The sequence below is a fragment of the Kitasatospora acidiphila genome, assembly GCF_006636205.1.
Taxonomy (GTDB): Bacteria; Actinomycetota; Actinomycetes; order Streptomycetales; family Streptomycetaceae; genus Kitasatospora; species Kitasatospora acidiphila.
The window spans coordinates 1,574,347-1,589,999 of record NZ_VIGB01000003.1 but is presented as its reverse complement, the minus strand read 5'-3'; the positions used below and the strand labels follow the sequence as shown (position 1 = coordinate 1,589,999).

The 15,653-nt window shown below is 72.1% G+C and carries 15 protein-coding genes; 6 read left to right on the top strand and 9 right to left on the bottom strand.

Features of this window, described 5'->3' with window-relative positions:
- Positions 1 to 150 precede the first annotated feature (150 nt).
- Positions 151 to 1,938, top strand: coding sequence for a glyoxylate carboligase (gene gcl / locus E6W39_RS08035; protein ID WP_141632931.1), 1,788 nt, complete (start codon positions 151 to 153; stop codon positions 1,936 to 1,938).
- Between the two features lie 75 nt (positions 1,939 to 2,013).
- On the opposite strand, the gene E6W39_RS08030 is transcribed toward gcl, so the two are convergent.
- From E6W39_RS08030 to E6W39_RS08000, 7 genes are all read right to left on the bottom strand, one after another.
- A complete protein-coding gene (locus E6W39_RS08030; protein ID WP_220140175.1) occupies positions 2,014 to 3,666 on the bottom strand; it encodes an MFS transporter in 1,653 nt (550 codons plus the stop codon).
- A gap of 189 nt (positions 3,667 to 3,855) precedes the next feature.
- Positions 3,856 to 5,238 carry an 8-oxoguanine deaminase gene (locus E6W39_RS08025; RefSeq protein WP_141632930.1) on the bottom strand — a complete coding sequence of 461 codons (1,383 nt, stop codon included), beginning with the start codon at positions 5,236 to 5,238 and terminating at the stop codon, positions 3,856 to 3,858.
- Between the two features lie 63 nt (positions 5,239 to 5,301).
- Positions 5,302 to 6,222 (bottom strand): factor-independent urate hydroxylase, encoded by a 921-nt coding sequence (pucL, locus tag E6W39_RS08020; protein ID WP_141632929.1) that lies wholly within the window; start codon positions 6,220 to 6,222, stop codon positions 5,302 to 5,304.
- 17 nt (positions 6,223 to 6,239) lie between these two features.
- On the bottom strand, positions 6,240 to 6,575 hold the full coding sequence (gene uraH / locus E6W39_RS08015) for a hydroxyisourate hydrolase (protein ID WP_141632928.1): 336 nt from the start codon (positions 6,573 to 6,575) through the stop codon (positions 6,240 to 6,242).
- 58 nt (positions 6,576 to 6,633) lie between these two features.
- A complete protein-coding gene (gene uraD, locus E6W39_RS08010; RefSeq protein ID WP_228718023.1) occupies positions 6,634 to 7,161 on the bottom strand; it encodes a 2-oxo-4-hydroxy-4-carboxy-5-ureidoimidazoline decarboxylase in 528 nt (175 codons plus the stop codon).
- Between the two features lie 85 nt (positions 7,162 to 7,246).
- Positions 7,247 to 7,612 carry a helix-turn-helix domain-containing protein gene (locus tag E6W39_RS08005; RefSeq protein WP_141632927.1) on the bottom strand — a complete coding sequence of 122 codons (366 nt, stop codon included), beginning with the start codon at positions 7,610 to 7,612 and terminating at the stop codon, positions 7,247 to 7,249.
- Positions 7,609 to 7,860 (bottom strand): thiamine-binding protein, encoded by a 252-nt coding sequence (locus E6W39_RS08000; RefSeq protein ID WP_141637606.1) that lies wholly within the window; start codon positions 7,858 to 7,860, stop codon positions 7,609 to 7,611. The genes E6W39_RS08005 and E6W39_RS08000 overlap by 4 nt, the downstream gene beginning before the upstream one ends.
- 171 nt (positions 7,861 to 8,031) lie before the next feature.
- Between E6W39_RS08000 and E6W39_RS07995 the strand changes: the two genes are divergently transcribed.
- The 5 genes from E6W39_RS07995 to alc all read left to right on the top strand — a co-directional run bounded on the left by E6W39_RS07995 (position 8,032) and on the right by alc (position 13,733).
- Positions 8,032 to 8,883 (top strand): hydroxypyruvate isomerase family protein, encoded by an 852-nt coding sequence (locus tag E6W39_RS07995; RefSeq protein WP_141632926.1) that lies wholly within the window; start codon positions 8,032 to 8,034, stop codon positions 8,881 to 8,883.
- A gap of 31 nt (positions 8,884 to 8,914) precedes the next feature.
- The gene (locus E6W39_RS07990) at positions 8,915 to 9,802 is read left to right on the top strand and encodes a 2-hydroxy-3-oxopropionate reductase (RefSeq protein WP_141632925.1); all 888 of its coding nucleotides are present in this window, start codon (positions 8,915 to 8,917) and stop codon (positions 9,800 to 9,802) included.
- Positions 9,803 to 9,937: 135 nt separating this feature from the next.
- Positions 9,938 to 11,083, top strand: a complete 1,146-nt coding sequence (locus tag E6W39_RS07985) for a glycerate kinase (protein ID WP_141632924.1) — start codon at positions 9,938 to 9,940, stop codon at positions 11,081 to 11,083.
- A 102-nt stretch (positions 11,084 to 11,185) separates the two neighbouring features.
- A complete protein-coding gene (allB, locus tag E6W39_RS07980; protein WP_141632923.1) occupies positions 11,186 to 12,532 on the top strand; it encodes an allantoinase AllB in 1,347 nt (448 codons plus the stop codon).
- A gap of 19 nt (positions 12,533 to 12,551) precedes the next feature.
- Positions 12,552 to 13,733 carry an allantoicase gene (alc, locus tag E6W39_RS07975; protein WP_141632922.1) on the top strand — a complete coding sequence of 394 codons (1,182 nt, stop codon included), beginning with the start codon at positions 12,552 to 12,554 and terminating at the stop codon, positions 13,731 to 13,733.
- 132 nt (positions 13,734 to 13,865) lie between these two features.
- Here alc and E6W39_RS07970 read toward each other — a convergent pair whose 3' ends face one another.
- Together E6W39_RS07970 and E6W39_RS07965 are read right to left on the bottom strand one after the other, a co-directional pair.
- Complete coding sequence (locus E6W39_RS07970; RefSeq protein WP_141632921.1) at positions 13,866 to 14,237, bottom strand: phospholipase; 372 nt, start codon at positions 14,235 to 14,237, stop codon at positions 13,866 to 13,868.
- Between the two features lie 30 nt (positions 14,238 to 14,267).
- Positions 14,268 to 15,641: a DUF4331 domain-containing protein gene (locus tag E6W39_RS07965; RefSeq protein ID WP_141632920.1), complete on the bottom strand. Its 1,374-nt coding sequence runs from the start codon at positions 15,639 to 15,641 to the stop codon at positions 14,268 to 14,270.
- Between the last annotated feature and the right edge of the window lie 12 nt (positions 15,642 to 15,653).

The following is a 15,653-nucleotide window of genomic DNA, read 5'->3' as shown; positions in this document are numbered from 1 at the left end:
CGCGCCCATTGAGTCCGTATACGAATCAACGACTTGTTGAATTCGGCACCCGGAAGCCTTGACGCTCCAACTGGCCGCCGCCTACCGTGATTCCGCATAACAGAACCAAGCTTCCGCGATGTGGAATCGAGTAGGAGCAGGAGTCAGCCGATGCCTCGAATGACAGCCGCCCGCGCGGCAGTTGAGATCCTCAAGCGCGAAGGAGTCGAGGTCGCGTTCGGCGTGCCGGGCGCCGCGATCAACCCGTTCTACAAGGCGCTCAAGGAGGGCGGCGGGATCCGGCACACCCTGGCCCGGCACGTCGAGGGCGCCTCCCACATGGCCGACGGCTACACCCGGGCCAAGGCCGGCAACATCGGGGTCTGCATCGGCACCTCGGGGCCGGCCGGCACCGACATGATCACCGGTCTCTACTCGGCGATCGCCGACTCCGTTCCGATCCTGTGCATCACCGGCCAGGCGCCGGTCGCCAAGCTGCACAAGGAGGACTTCCAGGCGATCGACATCGCCGCCATCGCCCGGCCCGTCACCAAGGCCGCCACCACCGTGCTGGAGGCGGCCCAGGTCCCTGGGGTGCTCCAGCAGGCCTTCCACCTGATGCGGTCCGGCCGTCCGGGACCGGTGCTGATCGACCTGCCGATCGACGTCCAGCAGGCCGAGATCGACTTCGACCCCGACACCTACCACCCGCTGCCCGTCCACCGGCCGACCGCCACCCGGGCCCAGGCCGAGCGGGCGCTGTCCCACCTGCTGGCGTCCGAGCGCCCGCTGATCGTGGCCGGCGGCGGCATCATCAACGCCGACGCGGCCGACCTGCTGGTCGAGTTCGCCGAACTGACCGGCACCCCGGTGATCCCCACCCTGATGGGCTGGGGTGCCATCCCCGACGACCACGAGCTCAACGCCGGCATGGTGGGCGTCCAGACCGCGCACCGCTACGGCAACGCCACCTTCCTCGCCTCGGACTTCGTGCTCGGCATCGGCAACCGCTGGGCCAATCGCCACACCGGCTACCGGCTGGACGTCTACACCGAGGGCCGCACCTTCGTCCACGTCGACATCGACCCCACCCAGATCGGCCGGATCTTCGCCCCTGCCTTCGGCATCGCCTCCGACGCCAGGGCCGCGCTGGAGCTGTTCATCGAGGTGGCCGAGGAGCTCAAGGCCGCCGGGCGGCTGCCGGACCGCGCCGACTGGATCGCGCAGACCCAGGAGCGCAAGGCCACCCTGCTGCGCCGCACCCACTTCGACGACGTGCCGATGAAGCCGCAGCGGGTCTACGAGGAGATGAACAAGGCCTTCGGTCCGGACACCCGCTACGTCACCACCATCGGCCTGTCCCAGATCGCCGGTGCCCAGCTGCTGCACGTCTACCGGCCGCGCCACTGGATCAACTGCGGCCAGGCCGGGCCGCTCGGCTGGACCATCCCGGCCGCGCTCGGCGTCGCCACCGCGGACCCGGCGAGCCCGGTGGTCGCACTCTCCGGCGACTACGACTTCCAGTTCATGCTGGAGGAGCTCGCGGTCGGCGCCCAGCACCGGATCCCCTACATCCATGTGCTGGTGAACAACGCCTACTTGGGCCTGATCCGGCAGGCGCAACTCGGCCTGGACATCGACTTCCAGGTCAACCTGGAGTTCGAGAACATCAACGCGCCCGAGCTGGGCGGCTACGGTGTCGACCACGTCAAGGTGGTCGAGGGGCTGGGCTGCAAGGCGATCCGGGTCACCGACCCCGGCGAGCTGGGTGCCGCCTTCGAGGCGGCCAAGAAGCTGGCCGCCGAACACCGGGTGCCGGTGGTGGTCGAGGCGATCCTGGAGCGGGTCACCAACATCTCGATGAGCCCGACCGCCGACATCGCGCAGGTCGTCGAGTGGGAGGAGCTGGCCACCGAGCCCGGCCATGCGCCCACCGCCATCAAGACGTTGAAGGTGTAGCCGCTCCCAAGACGCCGAGGGCCCGTCGGACGGTGATGTCCAACGGGCCCTCGGGTCATATCTTCTGATGCCACGTCAGGAGTTGCAGGGATTGCCCCGGCCGAGCCCGTAGTCGCCGCTGATCCGGTAGGTGCCGGGAGCCGGCGCGTAGAGCTCCGTCCAGTCGCCCGACTGGCGCAGGCAGCCGTGGTTGCTGTCGAGGTGCCCCACGCCCAGCCATGGCGACCACGGCACCTTCAGCCGTACCGTGCCGGCGACCGGCATGTCAACGGTCATCGAAGCCGCACCCGCGTGCTCCACCACGGCCGGCGGATCGGCCAGCGGGGTGGCATCGGCCACCTGGTAGACCGTCCAGGCGCCGTGCTGCCAGACCTGCTTCAGCCAGGGCTGGCCGGCCCGGATCAGCGCCGCCTCGTCGGTCGCGCCGTTGTCCGGCTTGTCCGAGGAGAGCGCCACGTAGCCGACCCCCCACTGCCGCAGCCAGTCGTGGTAGTCGCCGGCGGTGAGCTTCTTGGTGGCGTAGAACAGCGGGTTGCGGGTGACGTCCGCCTGCCGGTTCCAGCCGCGCGCCAGGTCGACGTACGGCGCCACCCCGCTGGCCTCCCAGTGCGAGGAGAGCGGCACCACCTCGACCCGGCTCCGGTCGGCGCCAAGCTGCTGCAGCTCGCTGATCAGCGCGCCGCCGTCCCGCGCCGCCGGGGCCTTCGGCGCCGTCGCCAGCAGGTCGCCGATCGTCCGGCCGGTGATCCAGCCGGCCACCGACAGGAAGGCGATCAGCGTCAGCGCCGCCCGCTTGCGGCTCTGCGCGCTGCTGGTCAGCGCGGCCAGCAGCGCGGTGCCCGCGAACAGCAGGCTGAGCCGCTCCACATTGCTGCCCACCGGCGACGGGATCAGGAAGACCAGCACCGTGCCGATCACATAGACGATCCCGGCCCGGCGCACCGCCGCCCACTCGCGCGGCACCAGCAGGATCACCGCCAGCGCCGCCGCCACCACCAGCACCATGTTGTGGAACGAGAACGGCTGCACCCCACTGAACGGGAAGAGCAGCGTGGTCGCGCCGACCACCACCGCAGGCGCAAGGAGCAGCGGGTAGCTGTCCCGGCGCCGCCCGGTCAGGAACAGGCCGGCGGCCGCGACCTCGAGGAACACACCCACCACCGGGCTGCTCATGGTGCCCAGTGCGGCCAGCACGAAGAGCAGGGTGCCGCGCAGCCGCGGGCCGGCGCAGGTGAAGGCGACCACGGTGGCGGCCAGCCCGAAGGCCAGCCCCAGCGCGAAGGTCACCCGGCCCGAGGCCACGTCGCACCAGAGCGCGAAGGCCGTGAACAGCGCCGGCCACATCGGCCGGGACACCCCTGACCGGGTGAGCAGCAGCGCACCGAAGCCCGCACTGGCGATGCCGGCCAGCGCCCCCGTGGTCCGCACCCCGAGGAAGCTCATCAGATAGGGCGACAGCACGCTGTAGGACGCGATGTGCATCCCGCCGTACCAGGACAGGTTGTAGGCCGACTCCGGATGCTGCCGGGCGAAGTCGGTCCAGGCGTACTGGGCGGACAGATCGCCCGCGTCATTGGCCAGCCAGAACACCCACACCAGATGGAGCAGGGCGGACAGCACGGTCGCGGCGACCACCGGGTGGCGCGGGGCCGCCCGCAGAGTCCGGCGCAGCGAGCTGCGCAGTGCGGGCAGCCGGGCGGCGGGAATCGCCGATCCCACGGTGGACATAGCGGATCTCTCTCGAAGTCGAAGGTTTCGACCCAATAACTTACGTGGTGATTCCGCGCGGCCACGCCGCGGCCCCGGACCCTCGCCGTGGGTCCGGGGCCGCGGTCCGCCCGCCGTGAGAGGGCGGCGGACGGAGTCCGGGTCACGCACCGTCCCTGGGCGGCCCGGAGTCTGTGGGGTTCACGCAGGTCAGCCGCGTGCGGTCAGCTCCTGGGCGGCGCGGGCGCAGGTCAGCGCGATCCGGTCCTCGTCCGCCGTGGTCAGCCGGCCCCGCTCGAGGACCGCGTTGCCGTTGACGAAAAGCACCGCCAGCGGCGGCAGCGCGCCGAGGACCAGGGCGGCGACCGGGTCGGCGATCGAGGAGTGCATGATCCCGTCGACCTTCCAGAGCGCCAGGTCGGCCAGCTTGCCGGTCTCGATCGAGCCGATCTCGTGCTGGCGGCCGAGCAGCCGGGCGCCGCCCATGGTGCCCAGGCGCAAAGCTCCGCGGGCGGTCAGCGCGTCCGGCCGGCCGTGCAGCCGGTTGATCAGCAGGGCGTTGCGCAGCTCGGTGCCCAGCTCGCCGGACTCGTTGGAGGCGGTGCCGTCCACGCCCAGGCCGACCGGGACGCCCGCTCTGATCATGTCGGGCACCCGGGCGATGCCGGCCGCCAGCCGGGCGTTGGAGGACGGGCAGTGCGCCACGCCGGTGCCGGTCTCGGCGAACTTGGCGATGTCGGAGTCGTTCATGTGCACGCAGTGCGCCATCCAGACGTCCTCGCCGAGCCAGCCGGTGGACTCGAAGTAGTCGGTCGGGCCCATGCCGAACAGCTCCTTGCAGAACTGCTCCTCCTCGGCGGTCTCCGAGCCGTGGGTGTGCAGCCGCACGCCCTTGCGGCGAGCCAGTGCGGCGGACTCGCGCAGCAGCTCGGTGGAGACCGAGAACGGCGAGCAGGGGGCGAGCGCGATCTGCAGCATCGAGCCGAACGAGGAGTCGTGCCAGCGGTCCACGGCCGCCTCGCTGGCACTGAGGATCTCCTCGGTCCCCTCGACCGCGTGGTCCGGCGGCAGACCGCCGTCCCGGCGGCCGCGGTCCATCGAGCCGCGCAGCGCGGTGAAGCGCAGGCCGAGCTGCTGGACGGCCTCGATCGAGGCGCCCAGGACGTCACCGGCGCCGTGCGGGAAGACGTAGTGGTGATCGCTCGCGGTGGTGCAGCCGGACTTCAGCAGCGCGGCGGCCGAGCCGAGCGAGGCGGCGTGCACCAGCCGGTCGTCGATCCGGGCCCAGGTCGGGTAGAGCGCGACCAGCCAGTCGAACAGGATGTCGTCCTGGGCCAGGCCGCGGGTGATCCACTGGTAGAAGTGGTGGTGGGTGTTGACCAGCCCTGGGGTGACCAGGTGGCCCGCGCCGTCGATCCGGCGCACCACGCCGTCCAGCCACTGCGGGGCCGGGCCGTCGCCGACCGACTCGATCAGGTTGCCGTTGAGTACCACGTGCCCGCGGGCGTACTCGGTGTCATCGGCGTCGACGGTGGATATCGCCGCGTTCTCGATCACGACCCGCTGACCGGCGGGCGGCGGTTGGACTGCCATGTGGGGGACTCCTCGCTGTGCTCTCGCTGGGCTCGCGCTGTGCTCTCGGGCTCGCGCTCGGCTCTAGCGCACCGGAATGGCGGGGGTCACGCCGTCGCGGTGCACGGTGCCCTCGATCAAGCCGTACATCCGGTCGGCGGCGTAGTACACCTCGTTGTCGTTGGTCAGGCCGAACGGCTCCAGGTCGACCAGGAAGTGGTGCTTGTTCGGCAGCTCCAGGCGGACCTCGTCCACCTCGGCGCGGTTGTCGAGCACCCGGGTGCCCATCGCGTGCAGGGTCTGCTGCAGCGAGTAGGAGTAGGTCTCGGCGAAGGCCTCCAGCAGGTGGCGGCGGACCTGCCGGTAGCTGCGGTCCCAGTCGGGCTGGTCCTGGCCGTCGGCACCGGAGTAGGAGTACCGCCAGCGAGCGGTGACCTGGGTGGCCAGGATCCGGTCGTAGGCCTCCGGCAGGGTGGTGTACCCGTCCTTGATGAAGCCCCAGAACTCCGAGTCGGTGGTGTTCATCACGACCAGGTCCTGCAGGCCGGAGACCACCTGGACCCGCTCGCCGTCGAACACCACCTCGGTGGTGCGGACTTCACCGCCGTCGCGGACGAAGGAGTGGCCGGCCTCGCCGGTATCGCTGGAGCCGGTGGAGCCGTCGGGGACCTCGATCCGGTTCCAGGCGTACTCCTCGATCCGGATCCGGGCGCTGTGCACCACACCGCGCTCGGTCGCGGTGACGAAGTGGCGGGCCAGCAGGATGCCGAACGCCTCGGCCGACTCGATGCCGTACTGCTTGGCGAAGGCGAAGACGGTGTTCTTGGTGGTGTCGGTGGGCAGGCAGTTGGCGTTCGACCCGGTGAGGTGGACGTCCGCGAACTCGCCCTGGAGGGCCACCGACACATTGAGGTCCTTGATCGAGTGCCGGGTGCCGTCCCGCAGGACGCGGACGATCCGGTTCTCGGCCTTGCCGTACTGGTTCTGACCGAGCACGTGGGCCATGGTCGGCTCCTTGGTGTCTAGCTTCCGCGGTAGACGGAATATCCGAAGGGATTCAGCAGCAGCGGCACGTGGTAGTGCGGCTGCGCGGGCGCGACCGTGAAGACGATCGTGACCTCGGGGAAGAACGGCGTCCCGATCGACGAGCGCGCGTAGTACGCCGCGGTGTCGAAGGTCAGCCGGACGACCGAGCCCGCCTCCACGGCCGGCAGGTCCTTGACCCGGCCGTCGGAGTCCGTGGCGGAGGCGCCGAGCACCGTCCAGCCACCCTCGGTGCTGAGCGCCAGCTCGACCGGGACGCCCTCGGCCGGGCGGCCCAGGCTGGTGTCGAGCACATGCGTGGAGATGCCGGTCATGGCGTGAACGACCTTAGCTAGTGCCTGATGTGATGAGACGTCAGAAACTGACGGTAGCTCAGCGGGTCTCGTCGAGAAGCCGGTTGAGGCGGATGTCGTTGATCTTGCGCAGTTCGCCGCGCACGACCTGTGCCTCGGCGGCCGGGGTGTGCGGGTAGCGCTCGCGCAGGGCGGCGAGCATGCTGTCCGCGGTGCGGTCGGTGGCGCAGATCAGGAAGACGTGGCCGAACTTCGCCTCGTAGGCGGTGTTGGCCCGGTCGAGTTCGTCGAGCAGCGCGCGGTCCGCGCCGCGGAGGCCGGCCTGCTCGCGCTCGGAGGCGGCGTCGCCCGGCCTGGGCCTGCCGATCCGGGCGTGGCCGGCCATCGCCTCCGCCAGGTCGGCGGTGGTCAGGGCGGCGGTGGCCGCCGCATTGGCGGCCAGCAGGGCGGCCCGGTCGGGCCAGGGGCGGGTGGCCGCGACCGCGGCGGCCCAGTTTGTGCTGGTGCAGATCTCCAGCAGGAGCCCCAGCAGTTCGGCGGGCTCGGCGGTGGCGAGCGCCTTCAGGGCGCCGGGTGGGTCAACTGACGCGTGGGGGTGGTTGGTCACGAGTGGACCTCCTGGGGGAGTGGTGCCACTCGCACAAGGTAGATCCGCCACCCCCGACCGTCAACACTTTGTTGAAGCTTGCCGATCAGGCTTGGCGATTCAGGTAGTTGTAGACCGTGAAGCGGCTGACGCCCAGGGCCGACGCCACCGTCTCCACGCCGTGGCGGACCGTGAAGGCGCCGCGCTCCTCCAGTAGGGCCACCACGCGCTGCTTCTCCAGCCGGTCCAGCTCGCTGAGCGGCCGGCCGCCGAACTGGCGGGTCGTCTCGGCCAGTAGCCGGTCCAGCGCACTGCTCAGATGCGGCAGTCGGACGGCGACCGCCTGGACGCCCTCCCACTCCAGGACCACATCGTCGGGCCGGGCCTCGGCCGGATCGAGCGGGGTGGCGCCGACGGCGTCCAGCAGCGGCTTGATCGCCGCGGCGAGCGGATGCTCCTGGGCGTCGGTCACGGCGCGTCCACCTCCTCGCCGACCGGCAGCACGCTCACCTGGAACGAGATCCGGTTGGCGCCGGCCTCCAGGCTGTCGTGCAGCAGTCGGGTGACCGCGGCCATGACCCGCTCGGCCTCGCCCGTGGCGCTGGTGCCGAACGGGCCGACCGTGACCTCCAGGCCGGCCTCGTCCACCACCCGGCGGGCGGCGGCCGCGTGGTCCGGGAAGGCGTCCAGTTCAAACGGTTCTGTCGTGAATTCCACCATCAATCGCACGCGTTCACTGTAGCGAGCGGCGGGTCCGGGGGGAGCCGGTGCGCACTGCCGCCTTCAACAAAGTGTTGCAGAGACCTTGACAGTGCTTCGGGCGGACATGGCAAGCTTCCGGTGAGCAGAAACCATCTTTCGTATTGCGGAATTTGAGTGAGGGAGAGGGATATGGCCGCCGCCTCCGCGTTCGCGTCCATCGGCGGACGCGCCACCGTCAACCTGTCGATCCTGTTCGCCGAACTGCCGCTGCTGGAACGCCCCGCCGCGGCGGCCGCCGCCGGATTCACCAGCGCCGAGCTGTGGTGGCCGTTCGCCACCCAGGCCGTCCCGGGCAAGGCCCAACTCGACGCGCTGCGCAACGCGTTCAAGGACGCCGGGCTGCGCCTCAGCGGCCTGAACCTGCTGGACGACCTGTCGGCGGGCGCCAAGGGCACCGTCTCGCTGCCGGCCGCGAGCGAGCGCTTCCGGCAGAACCTCCCGGTGGCCGCGGCGCTGGCCGAATCGCTGGGCGCCGGCGGGCTGAACGCCCTCTACGGCAACCGGATCGCCGGAGCCGACCCGGCAGCCCAGGACCAACTCGCCCTGAAGAACCTCACCTTGGCGGCCCGGGCCGCCCACTCGATCGGTGCCGTGCTGCTGATCGAGGCCCTCAACCGCGACGACGCGCCCGACTACCCGCTGCACACCGCCGCCGGCGCGGTCGCCGTGGTCGACCGGGTCAATGCCGCCACCGGGCTCGGCAACGCCAAGTTCCTCTGCGACCTCTACCACCTGTCGGTCAACGGCGAGCAGTTGGAAGCCGTGATCGACACCCATGCGGACCGGATCGGCCATGTGCAGATCGCCGACAACCCCGGCCGCCACCAGCCGGGCACCGGCTCGCTCGACCTCGCCGCGCTGCTCGACCGGCTGACCGCGGCCGGCTACACCGGCCCGATCGGCCTGGAGTACCGGCCCGCCGCGGGGGGCAGCGCCGACAGCTTCGACTGGCTGCCGCGCGAGCTGCGCGCCGCGCGCTGACCGCCCACTTTCCTACCGAAGGAACCTTACGATGAGTCGCAGGATCGCCTTCATCGGCCTCGGCATCATGGGCAGCCCGATGGCCGCCAACCTGGTCAAGGCCGGCCACCACGTCACCGGTTACAACCTGACCCAGCCCCAGATCGACGCCCTGGTGGCGGTGGGCGGCCACGGTGCCGGCAGCATCGCCGAGGCGGTGCGGGAGGCCGAGGTCGTCATCACCATGGTCCCGGCCGACCCGCAGGTCGAGGAGGTCATCCTCGGCGCGGGCGGCGTACTGGCGCACGCCAAGCCCGGCACCCTGGTGATCGACATGTCCTCGATCACCCCGCAGACCTCCATCAAGGTCGAGGCCGCGGCCGGCGCGAAGGGCATCCGCACCCTGGACGCCCCGGTCTCCGGCGGCGAGGCAGGGGCCGTCGAGGCGGTGCTGTCGATCATGGTCGGCGGTGCGGCCGAGGACTTCGCCGAGGCCAAGCCGCTCCTCGACGCCCTGGGCACCACGGTCGTCCATGTCGGCCCGGCCGGCGCCGGGCAGACCGTCAAGGCGGCCAACCAGCTGATCGTCGCGGTCAACATCCAGGTGCTGGCCGAGGCCGTGGTCTTCCTGGAGAACGCGGGCGTCGACCTGGCGGCCGCGCTGGAGGTGCTCGGCGGCGGCCTGGCCGGCTCCACGGTGCTCAACCGCAAGAAGGCCAACATGCTCGGCCGCGAGTTCGCGCCCGGCTTCCGGATCGACCTGCACCACAAGGACATGGGCATCGTGACCGCCGCCGCCCGCGCCGTCGGGGCGCCGCTGCCGCTCGGCGCGGTCGCCGCCCAACTGGTCGCCTCGGCCCGGGCCAACGGCGACGGCTCGCTGGACCACTCGGCGCTGCTGCGCGGCGTGGAGCGGCTGGCCGGGCGCGACCCGCGCTGACCTCGACTCCTCCTGGTGGCGTGTACCTGTCCGGTCGTGCCAGCGCCACCAGGAGGGCACCACCTGCTCAGCCGCCCACCCGGCCCGTCGCAAGATGGACCGCATCATCGGTCCGACCCGGAAGCGAGCCGCCGAATGTCCGTCACCCCCGTCCAGGGCCATGTGGTCGTCGCCCCCGACAAGTTCAAGGGCACCCTGACCGCCGCCGAGGCCGCCGCCCGGCTGGCCGCGGGCATCGACCGGGTGGCGCCCGGCATCGAGGTCCGCCAACTCCCGGTCGCGGACGGCGGCGAGGGAACCCTGGACGCCGCCCTGGCAGCCGGCTTCACCCGGATCCCCGCCAAGGTGTCCGGCCCCACCGGCCTGCCGGTGGACGCCGCCTTCGCGCTCCGGGGCGACCTCGCCGTGATCGAGCTGGCCCAGGCCGCCGGCCTGGCCCGGCTGCCCGGCGGCCGCACCGCACCGCTGGCCGCCGGCACCTACGGGGTCGGCCGGCTGATCGGACGGGCCATCGGCGCCGGCGCCCGGCGGATCGTGCTGGGCCTGGGCGGCAGTGCCAGCACTGACGGCGGGGCCGGTCTGGTGCAGGCGCTCGGCGCCGGCCTCTACGACGAGGACGGCGCCGAACTCCCGCCAGGCGGTGCGGCCCTGCGCCGGCTGCACCGCCTGGAACCCGGCTCACTGGCCGACACCCTGAGCGGGGTGGAGATCACCGTCGCCTGCGATGTCGACAACCCGCTGCTCGGCCCGCATGGCGCCACCGCCGTCTACGCCCCGCAGAAGGGCGCGGAGGGCGTCGAACTCGCCCTGCTGGAAGCCGGGTTGACGCGCTGGGCCGACGTGGTCCGGGAGACGACGGGGCGCGAGGTGCGCGACGCACCCGGCGCCGGCGCCGCCGGCGGGGTCGGCTTCGCCGCCCTGGCGCTGCTCGGCGCCACCATGCGACCCGGCATCGAGCTGCTGCTCGACCTGCTGGGCTTCGACGAGGCCGTGCGCGGGGCGCGGCTCGTCGTGACCGGCGAGGGCTGCCTTGACGAGCAGACGCTGCACGGCAAGGCGCCCGCCGGAGTCGCCGCGGCGGCCACCAGGGCGGGGGTCCCGGTGGCCGCGGTGGCGGGCCGTGTCGACCTGCCCGAGAGCGCCTGGCGCCGGGCCGGCTTCATCGCCGCCTACGCCCTCGGCGACCTGGCCGAACAGCCCGGCGACAGCCTGACCAGGGCCGCCGAGCTGGCCGAACGTGCGGGGGAGCGGCTGGCCGGGGAGCTGCTGGCCCGGGCCTGAAGCAGGCGGGAATCCCGGTGCGTCGATGCATTGACGTTTTGTTGAAGGCGGACCTAGGCTCCCAGCCGATCCCACCGCGGCAACCCTTCTCGGAGGTTCGTGATGCAGCAGTCGAGTGCGGTGATCCGTTCCCGCCGCGTGGTCCTCCCGGACGGCGAGCGGCCGGCCGACGTACTGATCCGGTACGGCCGGATCGAGCGGATCGGAGCTCATGGTTCGCTCACGGGCGCCGCACTCACCGACCTCGGGGACACCGCCCTGCTGCCCGGCCTGGTCGACACCCACGTGCACGTCAACGAACCGGGCCGCACCGAGTGGGAGGGCTTCGCCACCGCCACCCGGGCGGCCGCCGCCGGCGGCGTCACCACCGTCATCGACATGCCGCTCAACTCCATACCGCCCACCACCACGGTGGCCGGCCTGGCCGCAAAACGCCGCGCGGCCCATGGGCAGACCTGGGTGGACCTGGGCTTCTGGGGCGGCGCCGTCCCCGGCAACACCGGCGAACTCCAGGGCCTGTACGAGGAGGGGGCGTTCGGCTTCAAGAGCTTCCTCTCACCGTCCGGGGTGGACGAGTTCGGGCACCTCGGCCCGGCCGAACTCAGCGAGGCGCTCACCGAGCAGGCCCGGCTCGGCGCCCTGGCGATCATCCACGCCGAGGATCCCGACGAGCTGGCCTCGGCACCCCAACTGCCCGGCAGCCACTACCGCGACTTCCTGGCCTCCCGCCCCGCCGGCGCCGAATCCGCCGCCGTGGCACGGTTGCTGGCCACCGCCCGGCGAACCGGGGCCCGGGTGCACATCCTGCACGTCTCCTCGGCCGACGTCCTGCCACTGCTCGCCCAGGCCAGGGCCGACGGCGTGCGGGTGACCGCCGAGACCTGCCCGCACTACCTGACCATGGCCGCCGAGGAGATACCGGACGGCGACACCGCCTTCAAGTGCTGCCCGCCCATCCGCGACGAGGCCAACCGGGACCGGCTCTGGGCGGCCCTGGCCAACGGGGAGTTCATCGGCATCGTCTCCGACCACTCGCCCGCCACCAGCGAACTGAAGCTCCGTCAAGAAGACGGCGGCAGCGGCGACTTCGCCAAGGCCTGGGGCGGCATAGCCTCGCTGCAGCTCGGCCTGCCGGCGATCTGGACCGAGGCCCGCCGACGCGGGCACCAACTGGCCGACGTGGTCCGCTGGATGGCCGCCGGACCGGCCGAACTGGTCGGCCTCGCCGGCATCAAGGGCGGCATCGCGGTGGGCTGCGACGCCGACCTGGTGGCCTTCGACCCGGAGGGCACCTTCACCGTCGACCCGGCCGGCCTGCAGCACCGCAACCCCGTCACCCCGTACGCGGGCCGCACCCTCACCGGCATCGTGCGCACCACCTGGCTGCGCGGCCGACCGGTCGACGTCGAGGCCGAGCCGTTCGGCCGGCAGCTGCGCCGCCCCAACTGACCTGAAGGAGAGCCCTGCTGTGACCGAGCGTCAGACACCCACCTTCACCGAACTGGTCAACCTCGCCTCCCGGCTGCTCGGCGCCGGGGTGGTCGCCACCAACGAGGACAGCTTCGCCGACGCCGAACACCTGCTGCTCGCCGAGCCCGCCGAGTTCCGCCCGCACACCTTCGGACTCAAAGGCCAGATCATGGACGGCTGGGAGTCCCGGCGCCGACGCGGCCGCAGCGCCGAACAGCCGCACCCCACCGACGAGGACCACGACTGGGCCATCGTCCGCCTCGGCGCCGCCGGCCGGATCCACGGCGTGATCGTGGACACCGCGCACTTCACCGGCAACTACCCGGAGAGCGGCTCGGTGCAGGCCGCCTCGATCCCCGGCCACCCGTCACCCGAGGAGGTGGCGGCCGCCACCTGGACCGACCTCGTGCCCCGCACCCCGCTGCGCGGCGACACCGCCCACGAGTTCGCGGTCACCGACCCCACCCGCTACACCCATGTGCGGCTCAACATCTGGCCGGACGGCGGCGTCGCCCGGCTGCGGGTGCACGGCGAGGTGCTGCCCGACCCGCGCGACCTGGCCGGCCTCACCTTCGACCTGGCCGCCCAGGAGCATGGTGGGGTGGCCGAGGCCGCCTCCGACCGCTACTTCTCCTCCCCGCACAACCTCAACGCTCCCGGCCGCGCCACCGTCATGGGCGAGGGCTGGGAGACCCGGCGTCGGCGCGACAAGGCCAACGACTGGGTGCGGATCGCCCTGGCCGGGGGCGGTGAGGTCCTGGCCGTCGAGGTGGACACCAGCCACTTCGTCGCCAACGCCCCCGGCTGGGCCGACCTGCTGGGGTACGACGCCACCGGCGGGGGCGATCCGGCCACCGACGCCGAGGGCTGGTTCGAGATCCTGCCGCGCACCCGGCTGCAGCCCGACACCCGGCACCGGCTGCGGCTCTCCGGCGCCCGCGCCGCCACCCATGTGCGCCTCGGCGTCTACCCGGACGGCGGCGTCGCCCGGCTGCGCCTCACCGGCCGGCTCACCGAGGCCGGGCGGGCGAGCCTGGCGCTGCGCTGGTTCAACGCGCTGCCCGCCGCCGAGGCCACCGCGGCGCTGGTCGCGGCCGGGCTCACCGGCACCGAGGCCGCCGCCCTGACCGCAGCCCGCCCACTGACCGGCGCCGCCGACCTCCCCGCCGCACTGCGGTGAGCCACCCCAGGGCCGGGACCTGGGTGGCTGATGCCGCCCGGGTGCCCGGCTGGCGCCCTGCTGCGGCGGTACGGGCGCCCGCGCGGGGCGGCCCCGGCCCCTTCGCAGGGGTCGGGGCCGCCCGGTCGGTGCTCACGCCTGCGCGGTGACGGTTCCGCCCGACGCGTGCGCGTTCCCCGGCTTCCAGCGGTACTCGCTCACCTGGCCGCCGTGGACGGCGATCCGGGCCTCGACGAGCCCGCCGGTGCGCCAGATCAGGTAGTCCCCCTCGGGAAGGGGGGAGATGACCGCGCAGTGGACGGTGCGGCCGGCCAGATGGCGGGGGCGGACCGCCGCGTGGGTCCGGGCCGCCGTGCCCTCGGCGAGGCTGACCTCGATCTCCAGGCCGTCCTCGGCCGGGCCCGTGTGGATGATCAGGGCGCCGAGGGTGCCGCCGATCTCCAGGACGACGCTGCCCTCCCGCGAGGGTGCGGGCAGCGGCGGGTGCGGGTGGGAATGCGGCATGGCGTGCTGCTTTCGCTGGTGGGAGGCGGCTCAGTTGGACGGGTTGTGGTAGCCGTCGTACGGGACGCCGAGGTAGGGGAAGACGTCGAGGTAGGGGTTCTTGAGGTCGGCCGGGGTCAGGCCGTCGGTGATCACGCCGGCAGCCGCGTCCGGGGTGAACGAGCTGTCCACCAGCGGGATGGTGACACCGGCGATGGCGCGCAACTCGACGGTGACGACGTCGTCGAAGACGCGGCGGCCGTTGGGGAACCCGGCCGCGTCACCGGCGATCAGGCCCAGGATGTTCGGCTTGGTGGCCGGGGGCACGGCCACGTTCAGCCGCAGCATGTCGGCCTGGGTGTCGCCGGTGAAGTTCTGGAAGCCGGGCACCACCCCGGTGGGGATGCCGGTGAGCAGGATGGCCAGCAGGTCGGCGCGCGGCTTGGTGTAGGCGGCCAGGTTGGGGAAGACGCCCGGGTACTCGACGGGCAGCAGCTTGGCCACCTCCGGCATTGCGACGTACTGGGCGAAGTTCTTGTCGTCGGCCGGCGGCTGGGAGTTCCACAGGTCCTTCTTCCCCATCGGGATCACGACCTCGTTGACCAGGGGGTTGCCGAGGCGGGAGACCTGCACGAACGGACCGGACTCCGTGTTGTGCCCGTCGGGGTCGATGATCCGGGCCCGGCGGCGGGACGCGGTGGTCCACACCCCGATGGTGGCGAGCGGGTCCGTGACGCCGGTGGGCTTGCGGTGGTCCTTGGTCAGGTCGGTGATCGGCACCTGCAGGGCGATGCTGTGGACGTTGAGGGCCTTGGGGGTGTTCACCCCGGGGGCGGGCTCGGTGAAGGCCGGCATCAGGTGCAGCTGCTGGAACGGGCGCAGGGTGAGCAGGTCGAAGATGGAGCCGAGATCGACGTAGAAGCCTTCGGCGCGCTGCCCGGCGAACACCTTGGCGCCGTCCGCCAGCCGGTGCACCGCCTCGTTCGCCAGGGTCGTGTAGTCGGGGGTGGAGAGCGGTCCGATGTTGCACGGCGGGCAGCTGAGGTCTTCGGCGATGACCCGGCGGCGTTCGCCCTCGACCCGGGTGACGCTGTAGGTCTGGCGGCGGTTCCAGTTCGGGGAGTCGAGCGAGTCGATCGGCCCGGTGTTGTACAGGAAGGAGTCGGGATTGCGGACCTCGACGCGGAACCGGAACTCGTAGCTGATGTCGGGGCGGCCGTCGTTGTCGTTGTCGATGTGGATCGCGTAGAGGACGTCCTCGCCGAACTCGTAGAAGTTCGGGCCGCCGGCCGGGCCCTGCAGCGGGATGTAGTTGGCGATCAGGGTGACGGTGTCGCAGTCGTCGGGGCTGACGAAGGCGTAGACGTCGGTGCTGTCGGCGACCGGGTCCTTGGAGATCTCGGGGGCTTCGCGGTGGGACGACACAGGAGCCTCGCT

Excerpts from the sequence above, each read along its gene's own strand:
- gcl (WP_141632931.1), top strand. The coding sequence starts at position 151 with ATGCCTCGAATGACAGCCGCCCGCGCGGCAGTTGAGATCCTCAAGCGC.
- E6W39_RS08030 (WP_220140175.1), bottom strand. The coding sequence starts at position 3,666 with ATGTCCACCGTGGGATCGGCGATTCCCGCCGCCCGGCTGCCCGCACTG.
- E6W39_RS08025 (WP_141632930.1), bottom strand. The coding sequence starts at position 5,238 with ATGGCAGTCCAACCGCCGCCCGCCGGTCAGCGGGTCGTGATCGAGAAC.
- pucL (WP_141632929.1), bottom strand. The coding sequence starts at position 6,222 with ATGGCCCACGTGCTCGGTCAGAACCAGTACGGCAAGGCCGAGAACCGG.
- uraH (WP_141632928.1), bottom strand. The coding sequence starts at position 6,575 with ATGACCGGCATCTCCACGCATGTGCTCGACACCAGCCTGGGCCGCCCG.
- E6W39_RS08000 (WP_141637606.1), bottom strand. The coding sequence starts at position 7,860 with ATGGTGGAATTCACGACAGAACCGTTTGAACTGGACGCCTTCCCGGAC.
- E6W39_RS07995 (WP_141632926.1), top strand. The coding sequence starts at position 8,032 with ATGGCCGCCGCCTCCGCGTTCGCGTCCATCGGCGGACGCGCCACCGTC.
- E6W39_RS07990 (WP_141632925.1), top strand. The coding sequence starts at position 8,915 with ATGAGTCGCAGGATCGCCTTCATCGGCCTCGGCATCATGGGCAGCCCG.
- E6W39_RS07985 (WP_141632924.1), top strand. The coding sequence starts at position 9,938 with ATGTCCGTCACCCCCGTCCAGGGCCATGTGGTCGTCGCCCCCGACAAG.
- allB (WP_141632923.1), top strand. The coding sequence starts at position 11,186 with ATGCAGCAGTCGAGTGCGGTGATCCGTTCCCGCCGCGTGGTCCTCCCG.
- E6W39_RS07970 (WP_141632921.1), bottom strand. The coding sequence starts at position 14,237 with ATGCCGCATTCCCACCCGCACCCGCCGCTGCCCGCACCCTCGCGGGAG.